We start from the raw sequence: 16667 nt of genomic DNA, 5'->3' as shown, positions 1-16667 counted from the left end.
GCACCGGCACCATTTTACTTTCTGTATCGCGACAGATGCAGAGTCAGCAATGTCATACCAGGCCTTCAGGAGTATTCCGGATGAGCAAGTTTCTTGATCGATTTCGTTATTTCAAACAGCTGGCTGAGCCCTTTTCCGGCCAGCATGGGCAGACTTTAAACAGTAACCGCGACTGGGAAGATGGTTATCGCAGCCGCTGGCAGCACGATAAAGTCGTACGCTCTACCCACGGTGTTAACTGTACCGGCTCCTGCAGCTGGAAAATCTACGTCAAAAATGGATTGGTCACCTGGGAGACCCAGCAGACCGACTATCCGCGTACGCGTCCCGATCTGCCTAACCATGAGCCGCGTGGTTGCCCACGTGGAGCCAGCTACTCCTGGTATCTCTACAGCGCTAACCGCCTGAAATATCCGCTGATGCGTAAGAAGCTGATTCAGCTGTGGCGCGACGCGAAAGCGCAGCACAGCGATCCGGTGGAGGCATGGGCATCCATTATCAGCAATCCAGAGAAAGCGAAAAGCTACAAGCAGGCGCGCGGACGTGGCGGCTTTGTGCGTTCCAGCTGGCAGGAAGTGAACGAGATGATCGCTGCTGCGAACATCTGCACCGCGAAGACCTACGGCCCTGACCGAATTATGGGATTCTCGCCGATTCCGGCGATGTCGATGGTCTCTTACGCTGCCGGCGCTCGTTATCTGTCACTGATCGGCGGAACCTGCCTGAGCTTCTATGACTGGTATTGCGATCTGCCGCCTGCGTCACCGATGACCTGGGGCGAGCAGACCGACGTGCCGGAATCGGCCGACTGGTACAACTCCTCTTACATTATTGCCTGGGGCTCCAACGTGCCGCAGACCCGTACCCCGGATGCGCACTTCTTTACGGAAGTCCGCTATAAAGGGACAAAAACCGTGGCAATCACCCCGGACTATGCAGAAGTCGCGAAGCTGTGCGACCAGTGGCTGAGTCCGAAGCAGGGCACCGACAGCGCGATGGCGCTGGCGATGGGCCATGTGATGCTGAAAGAGTTTCATCTTGATCGCGAAGTCGGTTATTTCCGCGACTATGTGCGCCGCTACACCGATATGCCGATGCTGGTCATGCTGGAGCCACGCGAGGGCGGCTACTACGCCGCAGGCCGTCAGCTGCGCGCCAGCGATCTGGTGGAGGGTCTGGGTCAGGAGAATAACCCGGAGTGGAAAACCGTGGCGCTGGATCAGGCGACCGGTGAATTGATTGCGCCGCAGGGCTCTATCGGCTTCCGCTGGGGCGAAAAAGGGAAATGGAACCTGGAGCAGCGCGACGGCCTGTCACAAAAAGAAGTGGAGCTGCAACTCAGCCTGCTCGGCAGCCACGATGAGGTCGTTGAAGTCGGTTTCCCTTACTTTGGCGGCATCACCAGCGAGCATTTTAACAGTGTCGCGCTGGATGAGATTCTGCTGCACAAGCTGCCGGTGAAACGCCTGAAACTGGCGGATGGCAGTGAAGCGCTGGTCACCAGCGTCTACGATCTGACGCTGGCGAACTACGGTCTGGATCGCGGCCTTGATGATACTAACTGCGCGCAAAGCTACGACGAAATTAAAGCCTACAGTCCGGCCTGGGCAGAGCAGATTACGGGTGTTTCCCGGCAGAACATCATCCGCATTGCCCGTGAGTTTGCCGAAAACGCCGAGAAAACCCGTGGCCGTTCAATGATTATCGTCGGTGCCGGTATGAACCACTGGTACCACATGGACATGAACTACCGCGGCCTGATGAACATGCTGATTTTCTGCGGCTGCGTCGGTCAGAGCGGCGGGGGCTGGGCGCACTATGTCGGTCAGGAGAAACTCCGTCCACAGACTGGCTGGACCCCGCTGGCCTTTGGCCTCGACTGGCAGCGTCCGCCGCGTCAGATGAACAGCACCTCTTTCTTCTACAACCACTCCAGTCAGTGGCGCTATGAAACCCTGGCTACCAGCGAACTGCTGTCACCGCTGGCGGATAAAAGTCGCTACAGCGGCAGCCTGATCGACCTCAACGTGCGTGCCGAACGCATGGGCTGGCTGCCTTCCGCACCGCAGCTTAACGTCAACCCGCTGCACATCGCGGCGCAGGCGAAAGCCGCCGGTCAGTCCCCGCTGGATTACACCGTGGAAAGCCTGAAGCAGGGCACCATGCGGTTTGCCGCTGAACAGCCGGACGACCCGCAGAACTTCCCGCGTAACCTGTTTGTCTGGCGCTCTAACCTGCTCGGCTCCTCAGGTAAAGGGCATGAGTACATGCTCAAGTACCTGCTGGGCACCGAAAACGGCATTCAGGGTAAAGATTTAGGTCAGCAGGGCCGCGTGAAGCCGGAAGAAGTGGAATGGCTGGATCAGGGTGCCGAAGGCAAGCTGGATCTGGTGGTCACACTCGACTTCCGTATGTCGAGCACCTGTCTCTACTCCGATGTCGTACTGCCAACCGCCACCTGGTATGAAAAAGACGATATGAATACCTCGGATATGCATCCGTTTATTCATCCGCTGTCGGCGGCCGTCGACCCGGCCTGGGATTCAAAAAGCGACTGGGAGATTTATAAAGGCATCGCGAAAGCCTTCTCCGATCTCTGCCCTGGCCATTTAGGTGTTGAAACGGATGTGGTGACGCTGCCGGTGTTGCATGACTCACCGGCCGAACTGGCGCAGCCGTTCGAGACTAAAGACTGGAAAAAAGGCGAGTGCGACCTGATTCCGGGCAAAACCGCGCCACACATTATGGTGGTAGAGCGCGACTATCCGGCGATCTGGGAACGCTTTACCTCGCTGGGACCGTTGCTGGATACCCTGGGTAACGGCGGCAAAGGCATCAGCTGGAACACCAGCAAAGAGGTCGATTTCCTCAAGCTGCTTAACTATGTCAAAGCCGATGGTCCGGCAGCGGGGCGGCCAAATATTGACACGGCGATCGATGCAGCAGAAGTGATCCTGGCACTGGCACCAGAAACCAACGGTCAGGTGGCGGTGAAAGCCTGGCAGGCGCTGGGGGCGATTACCGGTCGTGACCACACGCATCTGGCACTGAACAAAGAAGATGAGAAGATCCGCTTCCGCGATATCCAGGCACAGCCGCGCAAAATTATCTCCAGTCCGACCTGGTCAGGTCTGGAAGATGAACATGTCTCCTACAACGCCTGCTACACCAACGTTCATGAGCTGATCCCGTGGCGTACCCTGAGCGGTCGTCAGCAGCTCTATCAGGACCATGAGTGGATGCGCGCCTTCGGTGAGAGCCTGATGGTTTATCGTCCGCCAATTGATACCCGTGCGGCGAAGCCGTTGCTGAACAGCAAACCCAACGGTAACCCGGAGAAGGCGCTGAACTTCCTGACGCCACATCAGAAATGGGGCATTCACTCCACCTACAGCGACAACCTGCTGATGCTGACGCTATCACGCGGCGGCCCGATTGTCTGGATGAGTGAAGATGACGCCCGCGAGCTGGGCATTGTGGATAACGACTGGATCGAGGCGTTCAACGCCAACGGTGCACTGACCGCGCGTGCGGTGGTGAGCCAGCGTATCCCGGCCGGTATGACCATGATGTATCACGCTCAGGAACGCATCGTGAATATCCCCGGTTCGGAGATCACCAGCCAGCGCGGCGGCATCCATAACTCCGTGACGCGAACCTGCCCGAAACCGACCCATATGATCGGCGGTTATGCCCAGCTCTCCTGGGGCTTTAACTACTACGGCACCGTCGGCTCTAACCGCGATGAGTTCGTGGTGGTCAGAAAAATGAACAACATTAACTGGTTAGATGGGGAAGGCAACGATGCCTGCCAGGGCAGCCAGCAGGAGGTAAAACCATGAAAATTCGTTCACAGGTCGGCATGGTGCTGAATCTCGACAAATGTATCGGCTGCCACACCTGTTCGGTGACCTGTAAAAACGTCTGGACCAGTCGCGAGGGCATGGAATACGCCTGGTTCAATAACGTCGAAAGCAAACCTGGCGTCGGCTATCCGCACGCCTGGGAAAATCAGCAGAAATGGAAGGGTGGCTGGATCCGTAAGATCAACGGCAAGCTGGAGCCGCGCATGGGCAGTCGCGTCGGCCTGCTGTCGAAGATCTTCGCTAACCCGGATGTGCCTGCACTGGATGATTACTACGAGCCGTTCGATTTCGATTATCAGCATCTGCACAACGCGCCTGCCGGTAAACATCAGCCGATCGCACGTCCGCGCTCACTGATCACCGGTGAGCGGATGAAAAAGATCGAAAACGGCCCGAACTGGGAAGAGATCCTTGGCGGCGAATTTGCCAAGCGCTCGCAGGATAAGAACTTCGATAATATCCAGAAGGAGATCTACGGCCAGTTTGAGCATACCTTCATGATGTATCTGCCGCGCCTGTGTGAGCACTGCCTCAACCCGGCGTGCGTGGCGACCTGCCCCAGTGGCGCGATCTACAAGCGCGGCGAAGATGGCATTGTGCTGATCGACCAGGATAAATGTCGCGGCTGGCGGATGTGCCTGACCGGCTGTCCTTACAAGAAGATCTACTTCAACTGGAAAAGCGGCAAATCGGAAAAATGCATTTTCTGTTATCCACGTATTGAAGCGGGCCAGCCCACCGTCTGCTCGGAAACCTGTGTCGGCCGCATCCGCTATCTCGGCGTGCTGCTCTATGACGCTGACCGCATTGAACAGGCGGCCGCAGTGGAAAACGAGAAAGATCTCTATCAGAGCCAGCTGGATATCTTCCTTGATCCCCACGATCCGGCCGTGATCGCCCAGGCACTGAAAGATGGCGTTGCGCAGAGCGTGATCGACGCCGCGCAACGCTCTCCGGTCTACAAAATGGCGATGGAATGGAAGCTGGCGCTGCCGCTTCATCCTGAATACCGCACGCTGCCGATGGTCTGGTATGTGCCGCCATTATCACCGATTCAGTCGGCGGTGGATGGCGGGGCGCTGGCGCATACCGGCGTGCTGCCGGATGTGGAAAGCCTGCGCATTCCGGTTGAGTACCTGGCGAACCTGCTGACCGCAGGCGACACCGCACCGGTGCTGCTGGCACTGAAACGCATGCTGGCGATGCGCCATTACAAGCGCGCAGAAAGCGTGGACGGTGAGCATGATGTCCGGGCGCTGGAGCAGGTCGGTCTGACCGAAGCGCAGGCGCAGGAGATGTACCGTTATCTGGCGATCGCTAACTATGAAGATCGCTTTGTGGTGCCTTCCAGCCATCGTGAACTGGCGCGTGAAGCCTTCCCGGAAAGCAAAGGCTGTGGCTTCAGCTTTGGCGATGGCTGCCACGGCAGCGACAGCAAATTTAACCTGTTCAACAGCCGCCGTATTGATGCCATTGACGTCAGCAGGAAAACCAGCCGTCCGGAGGATGCCTCATGATCACGCTGCGTGTTGTGTCGCGTCTGCTGGACTACCCGGATGAGGCGCTGTTTACCCACTATCCCGACCTGAACGCGGCGCTGGAAGAGGCCAGCGAACTCAACCTGCAACAGAGCGCACGGCTGGTACGCTTCATCAATCAGCTCTGCACCCGGCCCATGCTGGATGTGCAGGCTGACTACTGCGAACTGTTTGATCGCGGCCGCGCCACCTCGCTGCTGCTGTTTGAACATGTGCACGGTGAGTCGCGCGATCGCGGTCAGGCGATGGTTGATCTGCTGGAACAGTACCGGGCTGACGGTCTGGAACTGGACAGCAAAGAGTTGCCCGATTATCTGCCGCTCTACCTGGAATATCTCGCCTGCAAAAGCGATGAGGCCGCGCGTCAGGGGCTGGAGGACATCGTGCCAATTCTGGCCTTGCTGGCCGCGCGTCTGGAAGAGCGACAGAGTCCTTATGCTGACCTGTTCACCGTGTTACTGACGCTGTCCGGCAGCGCAGTCGATCCTGCGGCCCTCAAGCCCCAGGTGGCGCAGGAAGCGCGTGATGATACCCCGGCAGCACTCGATGCGGTCTGGGAAGAGGAGCAGATTAAATTTCTCGGCGAACAGGGCTGTGCCTCAGCGCAGCAGGCGAGGCATCAGCGTCGCTTCGCCGATGCGGTCGCGCCGCAGTATCTGGATATCGCCGCGGCGACGGCGCGCACCACAGGAGAATCAGCATGAATTTTATTAACACTTTCTTCTTCGATATTTACCCTTACCTGGCCGGAACGGTTTTTCTGGTTGGGAGCTGGCTGCGCTATGACTACGGGCAGTACAGCTGGCGGGCCGGTTCCAGTCAGATGCTGGACAAAAAAGGAATGCGGCTTGCCTCTAACCTTTTCCACATCGGCATCATCGGTATCTTCTTCGGTCATATCGTCGGGATGCTGACCCCGCACTGGATGTATGAATCCTTCCTGCCGATCGACGTGAAGCAGAAGCTGGCGATGATTGCCGGTGGCCTGTTCGGTGCGATGACGCTGGCGGGTGGGGCGCTGCTGCTGAAGCGCCGTCTGACCAATCCACGAGTGCGGGCGACCAGCAGCGTCGGCGACATTCTGATCCTGACGTTGCTGGTGGCTCAGGCCACGCTGGGTCTTCTGACCATTCCGTTCTCTGCTCAGCATTTGGACGGCAGTGAGATGATGAAGCTGGTGGGCTGGGCACAGGCGGTGGTGACCTTCCACGGTGGTGCGTCGCAACATCTTGAGGGCGTCGCGTTTATCTATCGCGTGCACATGGTACTGGGCATGACGCTGTTCCTGCTGTTCCCGTTCTGTCGTCTGGTGCATATCTGGAGCGCACCAGTTGAATATCTGAACCGCCGTTATCAGCTGGTGAGAAACCGCCGCTAATCCCGGAAAGGCTGTGGGGGGAGATACCGCCCCGCAGCCATGTTAACCCACGGCTGCGTTGACGTTTTTTTAAGATTCCGGACTGTATGTCAACGCGCTGAACGACTACTATTACCGCATCTGAATTTACCCTTCGTTTATGGATAACCGATGCGTCTCAAGTTAGCCCTCCTTGCGTTCATCCCGCTTCTGGCCTCCTGCAGCAGCAAACCTGACGTTCCTTCCCAGCAGAAGATGCTGGCTGCGCCACAGGGCGGTTTCTTACTGCAGCCGTCGCACAGCGGGCAGGCGATGTTCGGCGACTTTGCCGGTAATCCGGCCGCAGAGCAGTTTATCGATAAGATGGTTGAGAAGCATGACTTCGACCGTGAGCAGCTGCACAACATCATCGGTCAGGCTAAGCGACTTGATTACGTGCTGCGGCTGATGGATCGTCAGGCACCGAGCTATACGCCTGCACCGGGACCTAACGGTGCCTGGATCCGCTATCGCAACAAGTTCATTACGCCGGATAACGTGCAAAACGGCGTGGCGTTCTGGAACCAGTATCAGGATGCGCTGCAACGCGCGCAGCAGGTCTATGGCGTGCCGCCGGAAATCATTGTCGGCATCATTGGCGTGGAAACCCGCTGGGGTCGCGTAATGGGGAAAACGCGGATTCTGGATGCGCTTGCAACCTTATCGTTTAACTATCCGCGCCGTGCCGCGTACTTCAGCAGCGAGCTGGAAACCTTCCTGCTGATGTCGCGTAAAGAGCAGGATGATCCGCTGGCGCTGAAAGGCTCTTTCGCCGGGGCGATGGGCTATGGTCAGTTTATGCCTTCCTCTTACAATGATTACGCGGTTGATTTCAACGGCGACGGCCATGCAAACCTGTGGGATCCGGTGGATGCGATCGGCAGCGTGGCGCACTACTTCCAGAAACACGGCTGGCGCAGCGGTGAAAATGTGGCGGTCCCGGCAAGCGGTCAGGCACCGATGCTGGAAGATGGCTTCAAAACCCGTTACAGCGTGAGCATGCTGGCGGCGTCAGGCCTGTCACCTCAGGGTTCGCTGGACGGTAACAATCAGGTCAGTCTGCTGCGCCTCGACTTAGGCACCAGCTACCAGTACTGGTACGGCTTACCCAATTTCTATGTCATTACCCGCTACAACCACAGTACTCATTATGCGATGGCGGTATGGCAACTGGGTGAGGCGGTGAGCAAGGCACGGCAGGGCGGCCTGTTATAAAGGCTATCCTTGTTAACTGTAAGGTTATATGATGACGCCCTTTTTCAGGCCATACAGCCACTGATACCTCTGGAGTCGTTATGTCTTTACCTGCCTGCCCAGCTTGTCACGCCGATTACACCTGGCAAGATGGTGATAATCTCAACTGCCCCTCCTGCGGCCATATCTGGACCGAAGGAGAGGGGGACAGCAGCAACGGATCGCTGGAAGTGCGTGATGCCAACGGCAATCTGCTGGCAGATGGCGACAGCGTCACGGTGATCAAAGATCTCAAGGTGAAGGGCAGTTCCTCATCGTTGAAGATCGGCACCAAAGTGAAAAGCATTCGCCTGGTTGAAGGGGACCACAACATCGACTGTAAAATCGACGGTTTTGGCCCGATGAAATTAAAATCTGAGTTTGTAAAAAAGAACTGAGATCCGGGGCGCAGGGATGCGCCCGCCTTTCTTTTAGCTGAACAGCCGATCGATTGCGGCGCACTGTTCCGCGTTCAGAGCACCACCGTAATTACGCGAATTACTGCTCATTGAGTCATAGCGACGCGCTACAGCCGTTTTAATCGTTGTCACAAAATCATCCCCGATACTGTAAATCGCCATCAGCCGACCAATCTGCTGCTGCAGACGCGTCAGCTCAGGAAGATTGCCTGTCCGCCACGCGTTCATCATTCCGGCGAAGTACTCCGGCACAATATTATTCAGGCCTGAAATCACCCCGGCCCCCCCCGCCAGCAGATTGGGAAGCAGGTATTCGTCATATCCTGACAGCACGGCAAAATCACTGCGTATCTTGCGGGTCTCCTCAATCATTGCCCGGTTATGCGACAGGCAATCCACCGTATCTTTGATACCGACAAAGTTGGGCAGCTTTGCCGCCAGAGCGGCAATCAGCGTTGGCGTCAGATCGCAGCCGGTGCGAGCCGGGAAGTTGTAGGCAAACCATTTGCCACCCAGCTGCGCATCAAGCGCTTCGAAGTAGTGCAACAGCTGCTGTTGCGTCTGTCCGTAGTAGTAGGGCGGCAGCACCATCACCGCGTCAAAGTCATTTTTCCAGGCGGCTTCGGCCAGTGTCAGCATGTCCGGGATACAGGTTGCCGAGATGTTCGCCACCATTTTTAGTGGTGACAAGGGTCTGGCTTCCTGAATCAGCTGTAAACGCTCCTGCTGCGTCAGTGAGGCAAACTCGCCAATGCTGCCCATCACCAGCAGGGTGTCAATACCGGAGTCATTGAGGCGGGAGAAGTGTCGCCCGAGCGCGTCGATATCAAGGCCGCCCTGCGCACTGAAAGGGGTGACGGTAGGGCACCAGACACCGGCAAAGGCCGATTTTTCACGCATAGCTGTCTCCTGAAGTAAATGTTAAAAATGAAACAGTGTTTTAACTTAATGGCTCCAGCCAGTCTCTGCCAGCGCGTGATGCAAAAATGAGCAACGAGTCGCACTTTTTCGCCTTTCATCCGTCTCAGTAAGCGAATACTTCTTACAACTGAGCGAGAGGTGATGATGAAAGAGTGGGATCCCGTGCTGTATCGCAAATTTGAAGCGGAACGAACCCGTCCAGCCCGCGAACTGCTGGCTCGGATCAGCCTGGAACAGGTTGAGCAGGTGACGGATCTGGGCTGCGGACCCGGCAACAGCACCGAGCTGCTCGCCGATGCCTGGCCGCTGGCGCAGATCACAGGACTAGACAGTTCAGCGACGATGCTAACTCAGGCCCGTGAACGTCTGCCGCACTGCCGTTTCGTCCAGGCAGATATCCGTACATGGCAGGCGGATACGCCGCAGCAAGTGATTTATGCGAACGCATCTCTGCAATGGCTGGATAATCACGCCACGCTGTTTCCTCATCTGGTCAGCCAGCTTGCACCCGATGGCGTGCTGGCGATACAGATGCCTGATAACCTCAATGAGCCGTCGCACTATCTGATGCGCGAGGTGGCGGCTGGAGATCGCTGGTCGTCACTCATTAATGCCAGTGTCGCTGAACGTACACAGCTGCTTTCTACGGGCGAGTACTACAATCTGCTGACCGAGGCTGGCTGTGAGGTAGATATCTGGCTGACCACCTATTATCACGTGATGGCCGATGCACAGGCGATTATCAGCTGGTTGCAGGCGACCGGCCTGAGGCCTTTCCTGGCTATGCTGAATGAATCTGAACAGTCGGCTTTTCTGTCTGATTATCATCAGCGCTTACTTACTGCTTATCCGGCTCAGGCCGATGGTCAGATTCTGCTCGCCTTTCCGCGACTTTTTATGGTTGCAGTGAAAAAAGGTGATGGCGCTGGAAAGCATGCCGCAAAATCAGGGCAATAATGATAAGAGCCCTTGAAAAAGTGGTTTTTCTGCACCACCTTCAACCTACGACCAAAGGGAGAGTTGCAATGGACGATCAGCAATTGCAGGCGTTAAGCGCGCAGATAGGTGAGAAGCTGAAGCAGCGTAATGCTACCGTAACCTGTGCGGAATCCTGTACCGGCGGCTGGATTGCCAAAGTCTTTACCGATATCAGCGGCAGTTCCGCCTGGTTCGAACGCGGTTTTGTCACCTACAGTAATGAGGCTAAACAGCAACTGGTCAATGTGCAGACAGACTCGCTGGCGCAGTATGGCGCGGTGAGTGATGCGGTGGTACGTGAGATGGCGCTGGGTGCCCGTAAGGCGGCCCATGCTGACTACGCGATCTCCGTAAGCGGCATTGCCGGCCCGGATGGCGGCAGTGAAGAAAAACCGGTCGGCACGGTATGGTTTGGCTTTGCCGGGCCGCAGGATAACGTATTGACTTTTCAACAGCATTTTAGCGGCGGTCGTGATGCCGTCCGCCGCCAGTCGGTGGCATGGGCCCTGCAGAAACTGTATGGCGAATTTCTGACAAATTAAACTTGATACTGTATGACTATACAGTATAATTGTCGGCAACAGAAAGAGTGCAGGCACCCTGAGTGCGTGTTTACCCGGCTTGATTAGGAGTTGAAATGGCGATTGATGAAAACAAACAGAAGGCTTTAGCTGCCGCGCTGGGCCAGATTGAGAAACAATTTGGTAAAGGCTCCATCATGCGCTTGGGTGAAGACCGCTCAATGGATGTGGAAACCATCTCTACCGGTTCGCTCTCGTTGGATATCGCATTAGGTGCAGGCGGTCTGCCAATGGGACGTATCGTTGAGATCTACGGACCAGAGTCTTCCGGTAAAACCACGCTGACCCTGCAGGTTATCGCATCTGCACAGCGTAAAGGCAAAACCTGTGCCTTTATCGATGCTGAGCATGCGCTTGATCCGGTTTACGCCAAAAAACTGGGCGTAGATATCGAAAACCTGCTCTGTTCTCAGCCCGACACCGGTGAGCAGGCGCTGGAAATCTGTGATGCGCTGGCGCGCTCTGGTGCTGTTGATGTCATCATCGTCGACTCCGTTGCGGCGCTGACGCCGAAAGCGGAAATTGAAGGTGAAATCGGTGACTCACATATGGGCCTCGCGGCACGTATGATGAGCCAGGCGATGCGTAAACTGGCTGGTAACCTGAAGCAGTCCAATACGCTGCTGATCTTCATCAACCAGATCCGTATGAAAATTGGTGTGATGTTTGGTAACCCGGAAACCACTACCGGTGGTAACGCGCTGAAGTTCTATGCGTCTGTCCGTCTTGATATCCGTCGTATCGGTGCCATCAAAGAGGGCGATAACGTGGTGGGTAGTGAGACCCGCGTTAAGGTAGTGAAAAACAAAATCGCCGCGCCATTTAAACAGGCTGAATTCCAGATCATGTACGGCGAAGGTATCAACACCTTTGGTGAGCTGGTCGACCTGGGCGTTAAGCACAAGCTTATTGAAAAAGCGGGTGCATGGTACAGTTACAATGGCGACAAGATTGGTCAGGGTAAATCGAATGCCGGCAACTTCCTGAAAGAGAATGCTGCTGTGGCAAACGAAATTGATCTGAAGTTGCGTGAGATGTTGCTCAACGGCGCAGATGAGAAACTCGCAGCAGCCGACAAAGCTGCTGAGAAAGAAGACGCGGCAAGTGAAGCAAACGAAGACTTCTGATTTATGATGTGGGAGGGGCAAAAGCCTCTCCCGCTGTTTTATCCCCCTCATACCTTTCCTGCCTTCCCTCTGTCCTGTTCTGTCGCCATAATCTCCCTCTGTTTGTAGAAGGTGCGCAGTATGACTGAATCCTCTCAGCCCCAACCCAATGTTGTCTCTTATTCTCGTCTGCTTGACCGTGCGATGCGCATTTTGGGTCAGCGCGACCACAGCCGTGCAGAGTTATCCCGTAAGCTACAACAGTCAGCTCAGCGTGCCGCATGGGCGCAGAAAAAAGAGCCTGAAATTATTACTGAAGCGCTGCTGGAGCAGGTACTGGACTGGTGTCAGGAAAGCGGCTGGTTAAACGACGAGCGTTTTACCGATCGGTTTATTCAGAGCCGAAGCCGTAAAGGTTTTGGGTCGCAGCGCGTACGGCTTGAACTGGCCCAGAAAGGCATCGATCGTGAAGCCATTGATATTGCGATGGAAGAGACTGAAGTCGACTGGGCGGCCTGCGCGGCTCAGTTGGCTGAAAGAAAATTCGGACATCCGCTGCCTACAGAGTGGAAAGAGAAAGCGAAAGTACTACGCTATCTGCAGTCAAAGGGCTTTCAGACCGACGATATCCAGTCCATTTTCAGAAATTTTGATGACTAAAAGCCGATGTAATTTTACTTCCCACCGAAGAAAATTTATCTTATTCCCACTTTTTGTTCCGCTAATCAGGCACCACGAGAATGTGGCCGCGCCGATCAGAGGGAACGTTCGTTAGCGTGATTCCAGGACATATATGAGCAAGAGCACTGCTGAGATCCGTCAAGCGTTTCTCGACTTTTTTCATAGCAAGGGACATGAGGTTGTAACCAGCAGCTCCCTCGTACCGAATAACGATCCAACGTTGTTGTTTACTAACGCCGGGATGAACCAGTTTAAAGATGTGTTCCTCGGTCAGGACAAACGTGATTATACACGTGCGACCACGTCACAGCGCTGCGTACGCGCAGGCGGCAAACACAACGATCTTGAAAACGTCGGCTACACCGCACGTCACCACACCTTCTTTGAAATGCTGGGTAACTTCAGCTTTGGTGACTACTTCAAGAAAGAGGCGATTGGTTTTGCCTGGGAACTGCTGACGAGCGAGCAGTGGTTCAGCCTGCCGAAAGAGCGTCTGTGGGTGACGGTCTATGAAACCGATGATGAAGCCTACAATATCTGGGCGGACGAAATCGGCGTGCCACGCGAGCGCATTATCCGCATCGGCGACAACAAGGGCAGCGCGTACGCGTCAGATAATTTCTGGCAGATGGGCGATACCGGTCCTTGTGGTCCGTGCAGTGAAATTTTCTACGATCATGGCGATCACATCTGGGGTGGCCCGCCAGGCAGCCCGGAAGAAGATGGTGACCGTTATATTGAGATCTGGAACATCGTCTTTATGCAGTTCAATCGTCAGGCTGATGGCACTATGCTGCCGCTGCCAAAACCGTCGGTTGATACCGGAATGGGCCTTGAGCGTATTTCTGCCGTTCTGCAACACGTTAACTCCAACTATGAAATCGACCTGTTCCAGAAACTGATTCAGGCTGTGGCACAGGTTACCGGCGCGACCGATCTGAGTAATAAATCGTTGCGCGTGATTGCCGACCATATCCGCTCCTGTGCTTTCCTGATTGCCGATGGCGTGATTCCGTCGAATGAGAACCGTGGCTACGTGCTGCGTCGTATCATTCGTCGTGCCGTACGTCATGGCAATATGCTGGGCGCCAAAGAGGCTTTCTTCTATAAGCTGGTTGCGCCACTGGTTGAGGTTATGGGGGCTGCGGGCGAAGAGTTACAGCGTCAGCAGGCTCAGGTTGAGCAGGTGCTGAAAAGCGAAGAGGATCAGTTTGCCAGAACGCTGGAGCGCGGACTGGCGCTACTGGATGAAGAGCTGGAAAAACTGCAGGGCGACACGCTGGATGGCGAAATCGTCTTCCGTCTTTACGATACCTTTGGCTTCCCGGCTGATTTAACGGCTGACGTCTGCCGCGAACGCAACCTGAAAATTGATGAAGCGGGCTTTGAGCAGGCGATGGAACAGCAGCGTCAGCGTGCACGTGAAGCAAGTGGCTTCGGCGCTGACTACAGCAACGTTATCCGCATTGATGCCGCCTCCTCCTTCAAAGGCTACGACCAGCTTCATCTGGCCGCCACGGTGAAAGCGCTCTACGTTGCGGGCGAGGCGGTTAATGAAGTGACCGCCGGTCAGGATGCTGTAGTCGTGCTGGATGAAACGCCATTCTATGGCGAATCCGGTGGTCAGGTAGGCGATACCGGTCTTCTGAAAGGGAAGAATGCTGAATTTAGCGTCCAGGATACACAAAAATATGGTCAGGCAATCGGTCATGTCGGTAAGCTGACCGCAGGGCAGTTGCGTATCGGAGATCGTCTTGAGGCCCAGGTTGATGCGGCACGCCGTGCACGCATCCGTCTTAACCACTCCGCGACCCACTTATTGCATGCCGCATTGCGTCAGGTTTTAGGTGAGCATGTGGCGCAGAAAGGCTCGCTGGTTAACGACAAATACCTGCGTTTCGATTTTTCGCATTTCGAAGCGATGAAACCTCAGGAGATTCGTCAGGTCGAAGATATCGTCAATGCGCAGATTCGTCGCAACCTGCCGGTTGAAACTGAAGTGATGGATCTGGATGCGGCAAAGTCTAAGGGTGCGATGGCACTGTTTGGCGAGAAATATGATCAGCGCGTACGCGTTCTGACCATGGGTGATTTCTCTGTTGAGCTGTGCGGGGGGACTCATGCTGCGCGCACGGGTGATATCGGCCTGTTCCGTATTCAGGCTGAGTCAGGAACGGCGGCAGGCATCCGTCGTATCGAAGCCATTACCGGTGAAGGGGCGCTGGCGCAGGTCAATGCGCAGAGCAGCCAGCTGCAGGATCTTGCGCAGCTGGTCAAAGCGAACAGCAGCAACCTGAACGAGAAAGTACGTGGTCTGGTTGATCATGTGCGGGCTCTGGAGAAAGAGTTGCAGCAACTGCGCGATCAGCAAGCCGCGCAGGAGAGCGCTTCACTGAGCAGCAATGCCATCGACGTTAAGGGAGTGAAACTGCTGGTCAGTGAGCTCAACAATGTTGAACCTAAAATGTTGCGTACCATGGTTGATGATCTTAAGAATCAGCTGGGGTCGGCGATTATTGTGCTGGCAACGGTTACTGAAGGTAAGGTGTCGCTGATTGCGGGTGTGACCAAAGATCTGACTGACCGTGTTAAAGCGGGTGAGTTGATTGCCGGTCTGGCTCAGCAGGTTGGCGGGAAGGGCGGTGGCCGTCCTGATATGGCACAAGCTGGTGGTAACGATGCGGGTGCTCTGAAAGGCGCATTAGCAGGGGTTGAGGACTGGGTCAGCAGCCGTCTGTAAGTGAATTAAAACAAGGCATCGTAAAAAGCGTCAGAACGGTTGTTCCGGCGCTTTTTAATACGATGCTAAAGCAGCAAATGACAAAGTCAGGTTGATGTAGTGTATTTCGGCTAAACTAACTATCAGCAGAATGTATTGGCGCATCGATGTGCATTGGTGTATTTCTCATACACATTGTGCAGCGTTAAATGATGGATAATGCCGGGAGCCTGTACAAGCCCGACTCTTTTAATCTTTCAAGGAGCAAAGAATGCTTATTCTAACTCGTCGAGTTGGTGAAACCCTCATGATCGGTGATGAGGTAACTGTAACGGTGCTGGGTGTTAAGGGTAACCAGGTTCGTATAGGGGTTAACGCGCCGAAAGAAGTGTCTGTGCATCGCGAAGAGATCTATCAACGCATCCAGGCTGAAAAAACGCAACAAACCAGCGTTTAACGGATTCAGCGTCTCGCACAAGTGCGAGGCGCTACCGCTTTGTTAAAAATCCTGCTTTTTCTTTTCTGCTTTCTCTTCCCGGTTTCGTTAACGACATCACCTTTCATTGTTGATAATTCACTCTTTTTGTCGCCATTTTGTCCCAATTGTGTGTGATTTGCGCAATCAAACAAAGTTTCGGAAAAATTGTTTGACTTAAAAGTCCGGGAAAGTAATATGTGCGCCACGCAGTGCCGATGAGCAGAAACAACGTTCAGACGCACAGTTCGAAAGAAAGCGTAAGGTGAGGTGGCCGAGAGGCTGAAGGCGCTCCCCTGCTAAGGGAGTATACGGTCAAAAGCTGTATCGAGGGTTCGAATCCCTCCCTCACCGCCATTTTCGATGCATCCATAGCTCAGCTGGATAGAGTACTCGGCTACGAACCGAGCGGTCGGAGGTTCGAATCCTCCTGGATGCACCATATTTTCGAATATGGAAAAGTGCCTCGGTGTGACATGACGCATTAGCGTTCAGGCCGCACTAAGGAGGATAACGTTGCTTTAGCAACGGCCCGCAGGGCGAAGCGCAAGCTGAGTAATCCTCCTGGATGCACCATCGAAACAAAGCGAATTAGCAATTCCTTTCATGGTGAGTAGTTAGCACCCTGCGTTGTACAAGAATTTGATTTATGCATCCATAGCTCAGCTGGATAGAGTACTCGGCTACGAACCGAGCGGTCGGAGGTTCGAATCCTCCTGGATGCACCATATTCTTCCCGAATATGGACAGTGCC

13 protein-coding genes and 3 tRNA genes are annotated in these 16667 nt (G+C 55.0%); 15 read left to right on the top strand and 1 reads right to left on the bottom strand.

Annotation, left to right across the window (positions count from 1 at the left end; genetic code table 11):
* Positions 1-80: 80 nt before the first annotated feature.
* The 6 genes from N1689_RS19370 (at position 81) to N1689_RS19345 (ending at position 8431) form a co-directional block, all read left to right on the top strand.
* Positions 81-3842 carry a nitrate reductase subunit alpha gene (locus N1689_RS19370; protein WP_260059929.1) on the top strand — a complete coding sequence of 1254 codons (3762 nt, stop codon included), beginning with the start codon at positions 81-83 and terminating at the stop codon, positions 3840-3842.
* Positions 3839-5383 carry a nitrate reductase subunit beta gene (narH, locus tag N1689_RS19365; protein WP_260059927.1) on the top strand — a complete coding sequence of 515 codons (1545 nt, stop codon included), beginning with the start codon at positions 3839-3841 and terminating at the stop codon, positions 5381-5383. Before N1689_RS19370 ends, narH begins: the two co-directional genes overlap by 4 nt.
* Positions 5380-6108: a nitrate reductase molybdenum cofactor assembly chaperone gene (gene narJ / locus N1689_RS19360; RefSeq protein WP_260059924.1), complete on the top strand. Its 729-nt coding sequence runs from the start codon at positions 5380-5382 to the stop codon at positions 6106-6108. The genes narH and narJ overlap by 4 nt, the downstream gene beginning before the upstream one ends.
* Positions 6105-6782 (top strand): respiratory nitrate reductase subunit gamma, encoded by a 678-nt coding sequence (gene narI / locus N1689_RS19355; protein WP_260059922.1) that lies wholly within the window; start codon positions 6105-6107, stop codon positions 6780-6782. Before narJ ends, narI begins: the two co-directional genes overlap by 4 nt.
* A 150-nt stretch (positions 6783-6932) precedes the next feature.
* Positions 6933-8015, top strand: coding sequence for a lytic murein transglycosylase B (mltB, locus tag N1689_RS19350; RefSeq protein WP_161732760.1), 1083 nt, complete (start codon positions 6933-6935; stop codon positions 8013-8015).
* 80 nt (positions 8016-8095) lie between these two features.
* Positions 8096-8431, top strand: a complete 336-nt coding sequence (locus N1689_RS19345; RefSeq protein ID WP_222925060.1) for a zinc ribbon domain-containing protein YjdM — start codon at positions 8096-8098, stop codon at positions 8429-8431.
* 33 nt (positions 8432-8464) lie between these two features.
* Here N1689_RS19345 and N1689_RS19340 read toward each other — a convergent pair whose 3' ends face one another.
* The gene (locus N1689_RS19340; protein ID WP_260059918.1) at positions 8465-9352 is read right to left on the bottom strand and encodes a dihydrodipicolinate synthase family protein; all 888 of its coding nucleotides are present in this window, start codon (positions 9350-9352) and stop codon (positions 8465-8467) included.
* A 165-nt stretch (positions 9353-9517) separates the two neighbouring features.
* Here N1689_RS19340 and tam point away from each other — a divergent pair, with 165 nt between their 5' ends.
* From tam to N1689_RS19295, 9 genes are all read left to right on the top strand, one after another.
* Positions 9518-10330 (top strand): trans-aconitate 2-methyltransferase, encoded by an 813-nt coding sequence (tam, locus tag N1689_RS19335; RefSeq protein WP_260059979.1) that lies wholly within the window; start codon positions 9518-9520, stop codon positions 10328-10330.
* Positions 10331-10398: 68 nt separating this feature from the next.
* Positions 10399-10893, top strand: coding sequence for a nicotinamide-nucleotide amidase (pncC, locus tag N1689_RS19330; protein WP_161732754.1), 495 nt, complete (start codon positions 10399-10401; stop codon positions 10891-10893).
* Positions 10894-10988: 95 nt separating this feature from the next.
* Positions 10989-12059 carry a recombinase RecA gene (recA, locus tag N1689_RS19325; RefSeq protein ID WP_161732752.1) on the top strand — a complete coding sequence of 357 codons (1071 nt, stop codon included), beginning with the start codon at positions 10989-10991 and terminating at the stop codon, positions 12057-12059.
* A gap of 120 nt (positions 12060-12179) precedes the next feature.
* Positions 12180-12698 carry a regulatory protein RecX gene (locus N1689_RS19320; protein WP_150014588.1) on the top strand — a complete coding sequence of 173 codons (519 nt, stop codon included), beginning with the start codon at positions 12180-12182 and terminating at the stop codon, positions 12696-12698.
* A gap of 133 nt (positions 12699-12831) precedes the next feature.
* The gene (gene alaS / locus N1689_RS19315) at positions 12832-15459 is read left to right on the top strand and encodes an alanine--tRNA ligase (RefSeq protein WP_260059913.1); all 2628 of its coding nucleotides are present in this window, start codon (positions 12832-12834) and stop codon (positions 15457-15459) included.
* A 250-nt stretch (positions 15460-15709) separates the two neighbouring features.
* Positions 15710-15895: a carbon storage regulator CsrA gene (csrA, locus tag N1689_RS19310; protein WP_008927091.1), complete on the top strand. Its 186-nt coding sequence runs from the start codon at positions 15710-15712 to the stop codon at positions 15893-15895.
* A 282-nt stretch (positions 15896-16177) separates the two neighbouring features.
* Positions 16178-16270, top strand: a tRNA-Ser gene (locus N1689_RS19305).
* Positions 16271-16278: 8 nt separating this feature from the next.
* Positions 16279-16355 (top strand) — tRNA-Arg (locus N1689_RS19300).
* 209 nt (positions 16356-16564) lie between these two features.
* Positions 16565-16641: transfer RNA gene (locus N1689_RS19295), tRNA-Arg, on the top strand.
* Positions 16642-16667 lie beyond the last annotated feature (26 nt).

Source organism: Pantoea sp. XY16, from assembly GCF_025153065.1.
GTDB classification, from domain to species: domain Bacteria; phylum Pseudomonadota; class Gammaproteobacteria; order Enterobacterales; family Enterobacteriaceae; genus Pantoea; species Pantoea alfalfae.
This window is presented reverse-complemented; position numbering and strand designations above follow the sequence as displayed.

Bases quoted from the DNA above. Each gene is read 5' to 3' on its own strand.
- N1689_RS19340 (WP_260059918.1), bottom strand. From the start codon at position 9,352: ATGCGTGAAAAATCGGCCTTTGCCGGTGTCTGGTGCCCTACCGTCACC.
- tam (WP_260059979.1), top strand. From the start codon at position 9,518: ATGAAAGAGTGGGATCCCGTGCTGTATCGCAAATTTGAAGCGGAACGA.
- alaS (WP_260059913.1), top strand. From the start codon at position 12,832: ATGAGCAAGAGCACTGCTGAGATCCGTCAAGCGTTTCTCGACTTTTTT.
- narJ (WP_260059924.1), top strand. From the start codon at position 5,380: ATGATCACGCTGCGTGTTGTGTCGCGTCTGCTGGACTACCCGGATGAG.
- mltB (WP_161732760.1), top strand. From the start codon at position 6,933: ATGCGTCTCAAGTTAGCCCTCCTTGCGTTCATCCCGCTTCTGGCCTCC.
- csrA (WP_008927091.1), top strand. From the start codon at position 15,710: ATGCTTATTCTAACTCGTCGAGTTGGTGAAACCCTCATGATCGGTGAT.
- narI (WP_260059922.1), top strand. From the start codon at position 6,105: ATGAATTTTATTAACACTTTCTTCTTCGATATTTACCCTTACCTGGCC.
- narH (WP_260059927.1), top strand. From the start codon at position 3,839: ATGAAAATTCGTTCACAGGTCGGCATGGTGCTGAATCTCGACAAATGT.
- recA (WP_161732752.1), top strand. From the start codon at position 10,989: ATGGCGATTGATGAAAACAAACAGAAGGCTTTAGCTGCCGCGCTGGGC.
- N1689_RS19320 (WP_150014588.1), top strand. From the start codon at position 12,180: ATGACTGAATCCTCTCAGCCCCAACCCAATGTTGTCTCTTATTCTCGT.
- N1689_RS19345 (WP_222925060.1), top strand. From the start codon at position 8,096: ATGTCTTTACCTGCCTGCCCAGCTTGTCACGCCGATTACACCTGGCAA.
- pncC (WP_161732754.1), top strand. From the start codon at position 10,399: ATGGACGATCAGCAATTGCAGGCGTTAAGCGCGCAGATAGGTGAGAAG.
- N1689_RS19370 (WP_260059929.1), top strand. From the start codon at position 81: ATGAGCAAGTTTCTTGATCGATTTCGTTATTTCAAACAGCTGGCTGAG.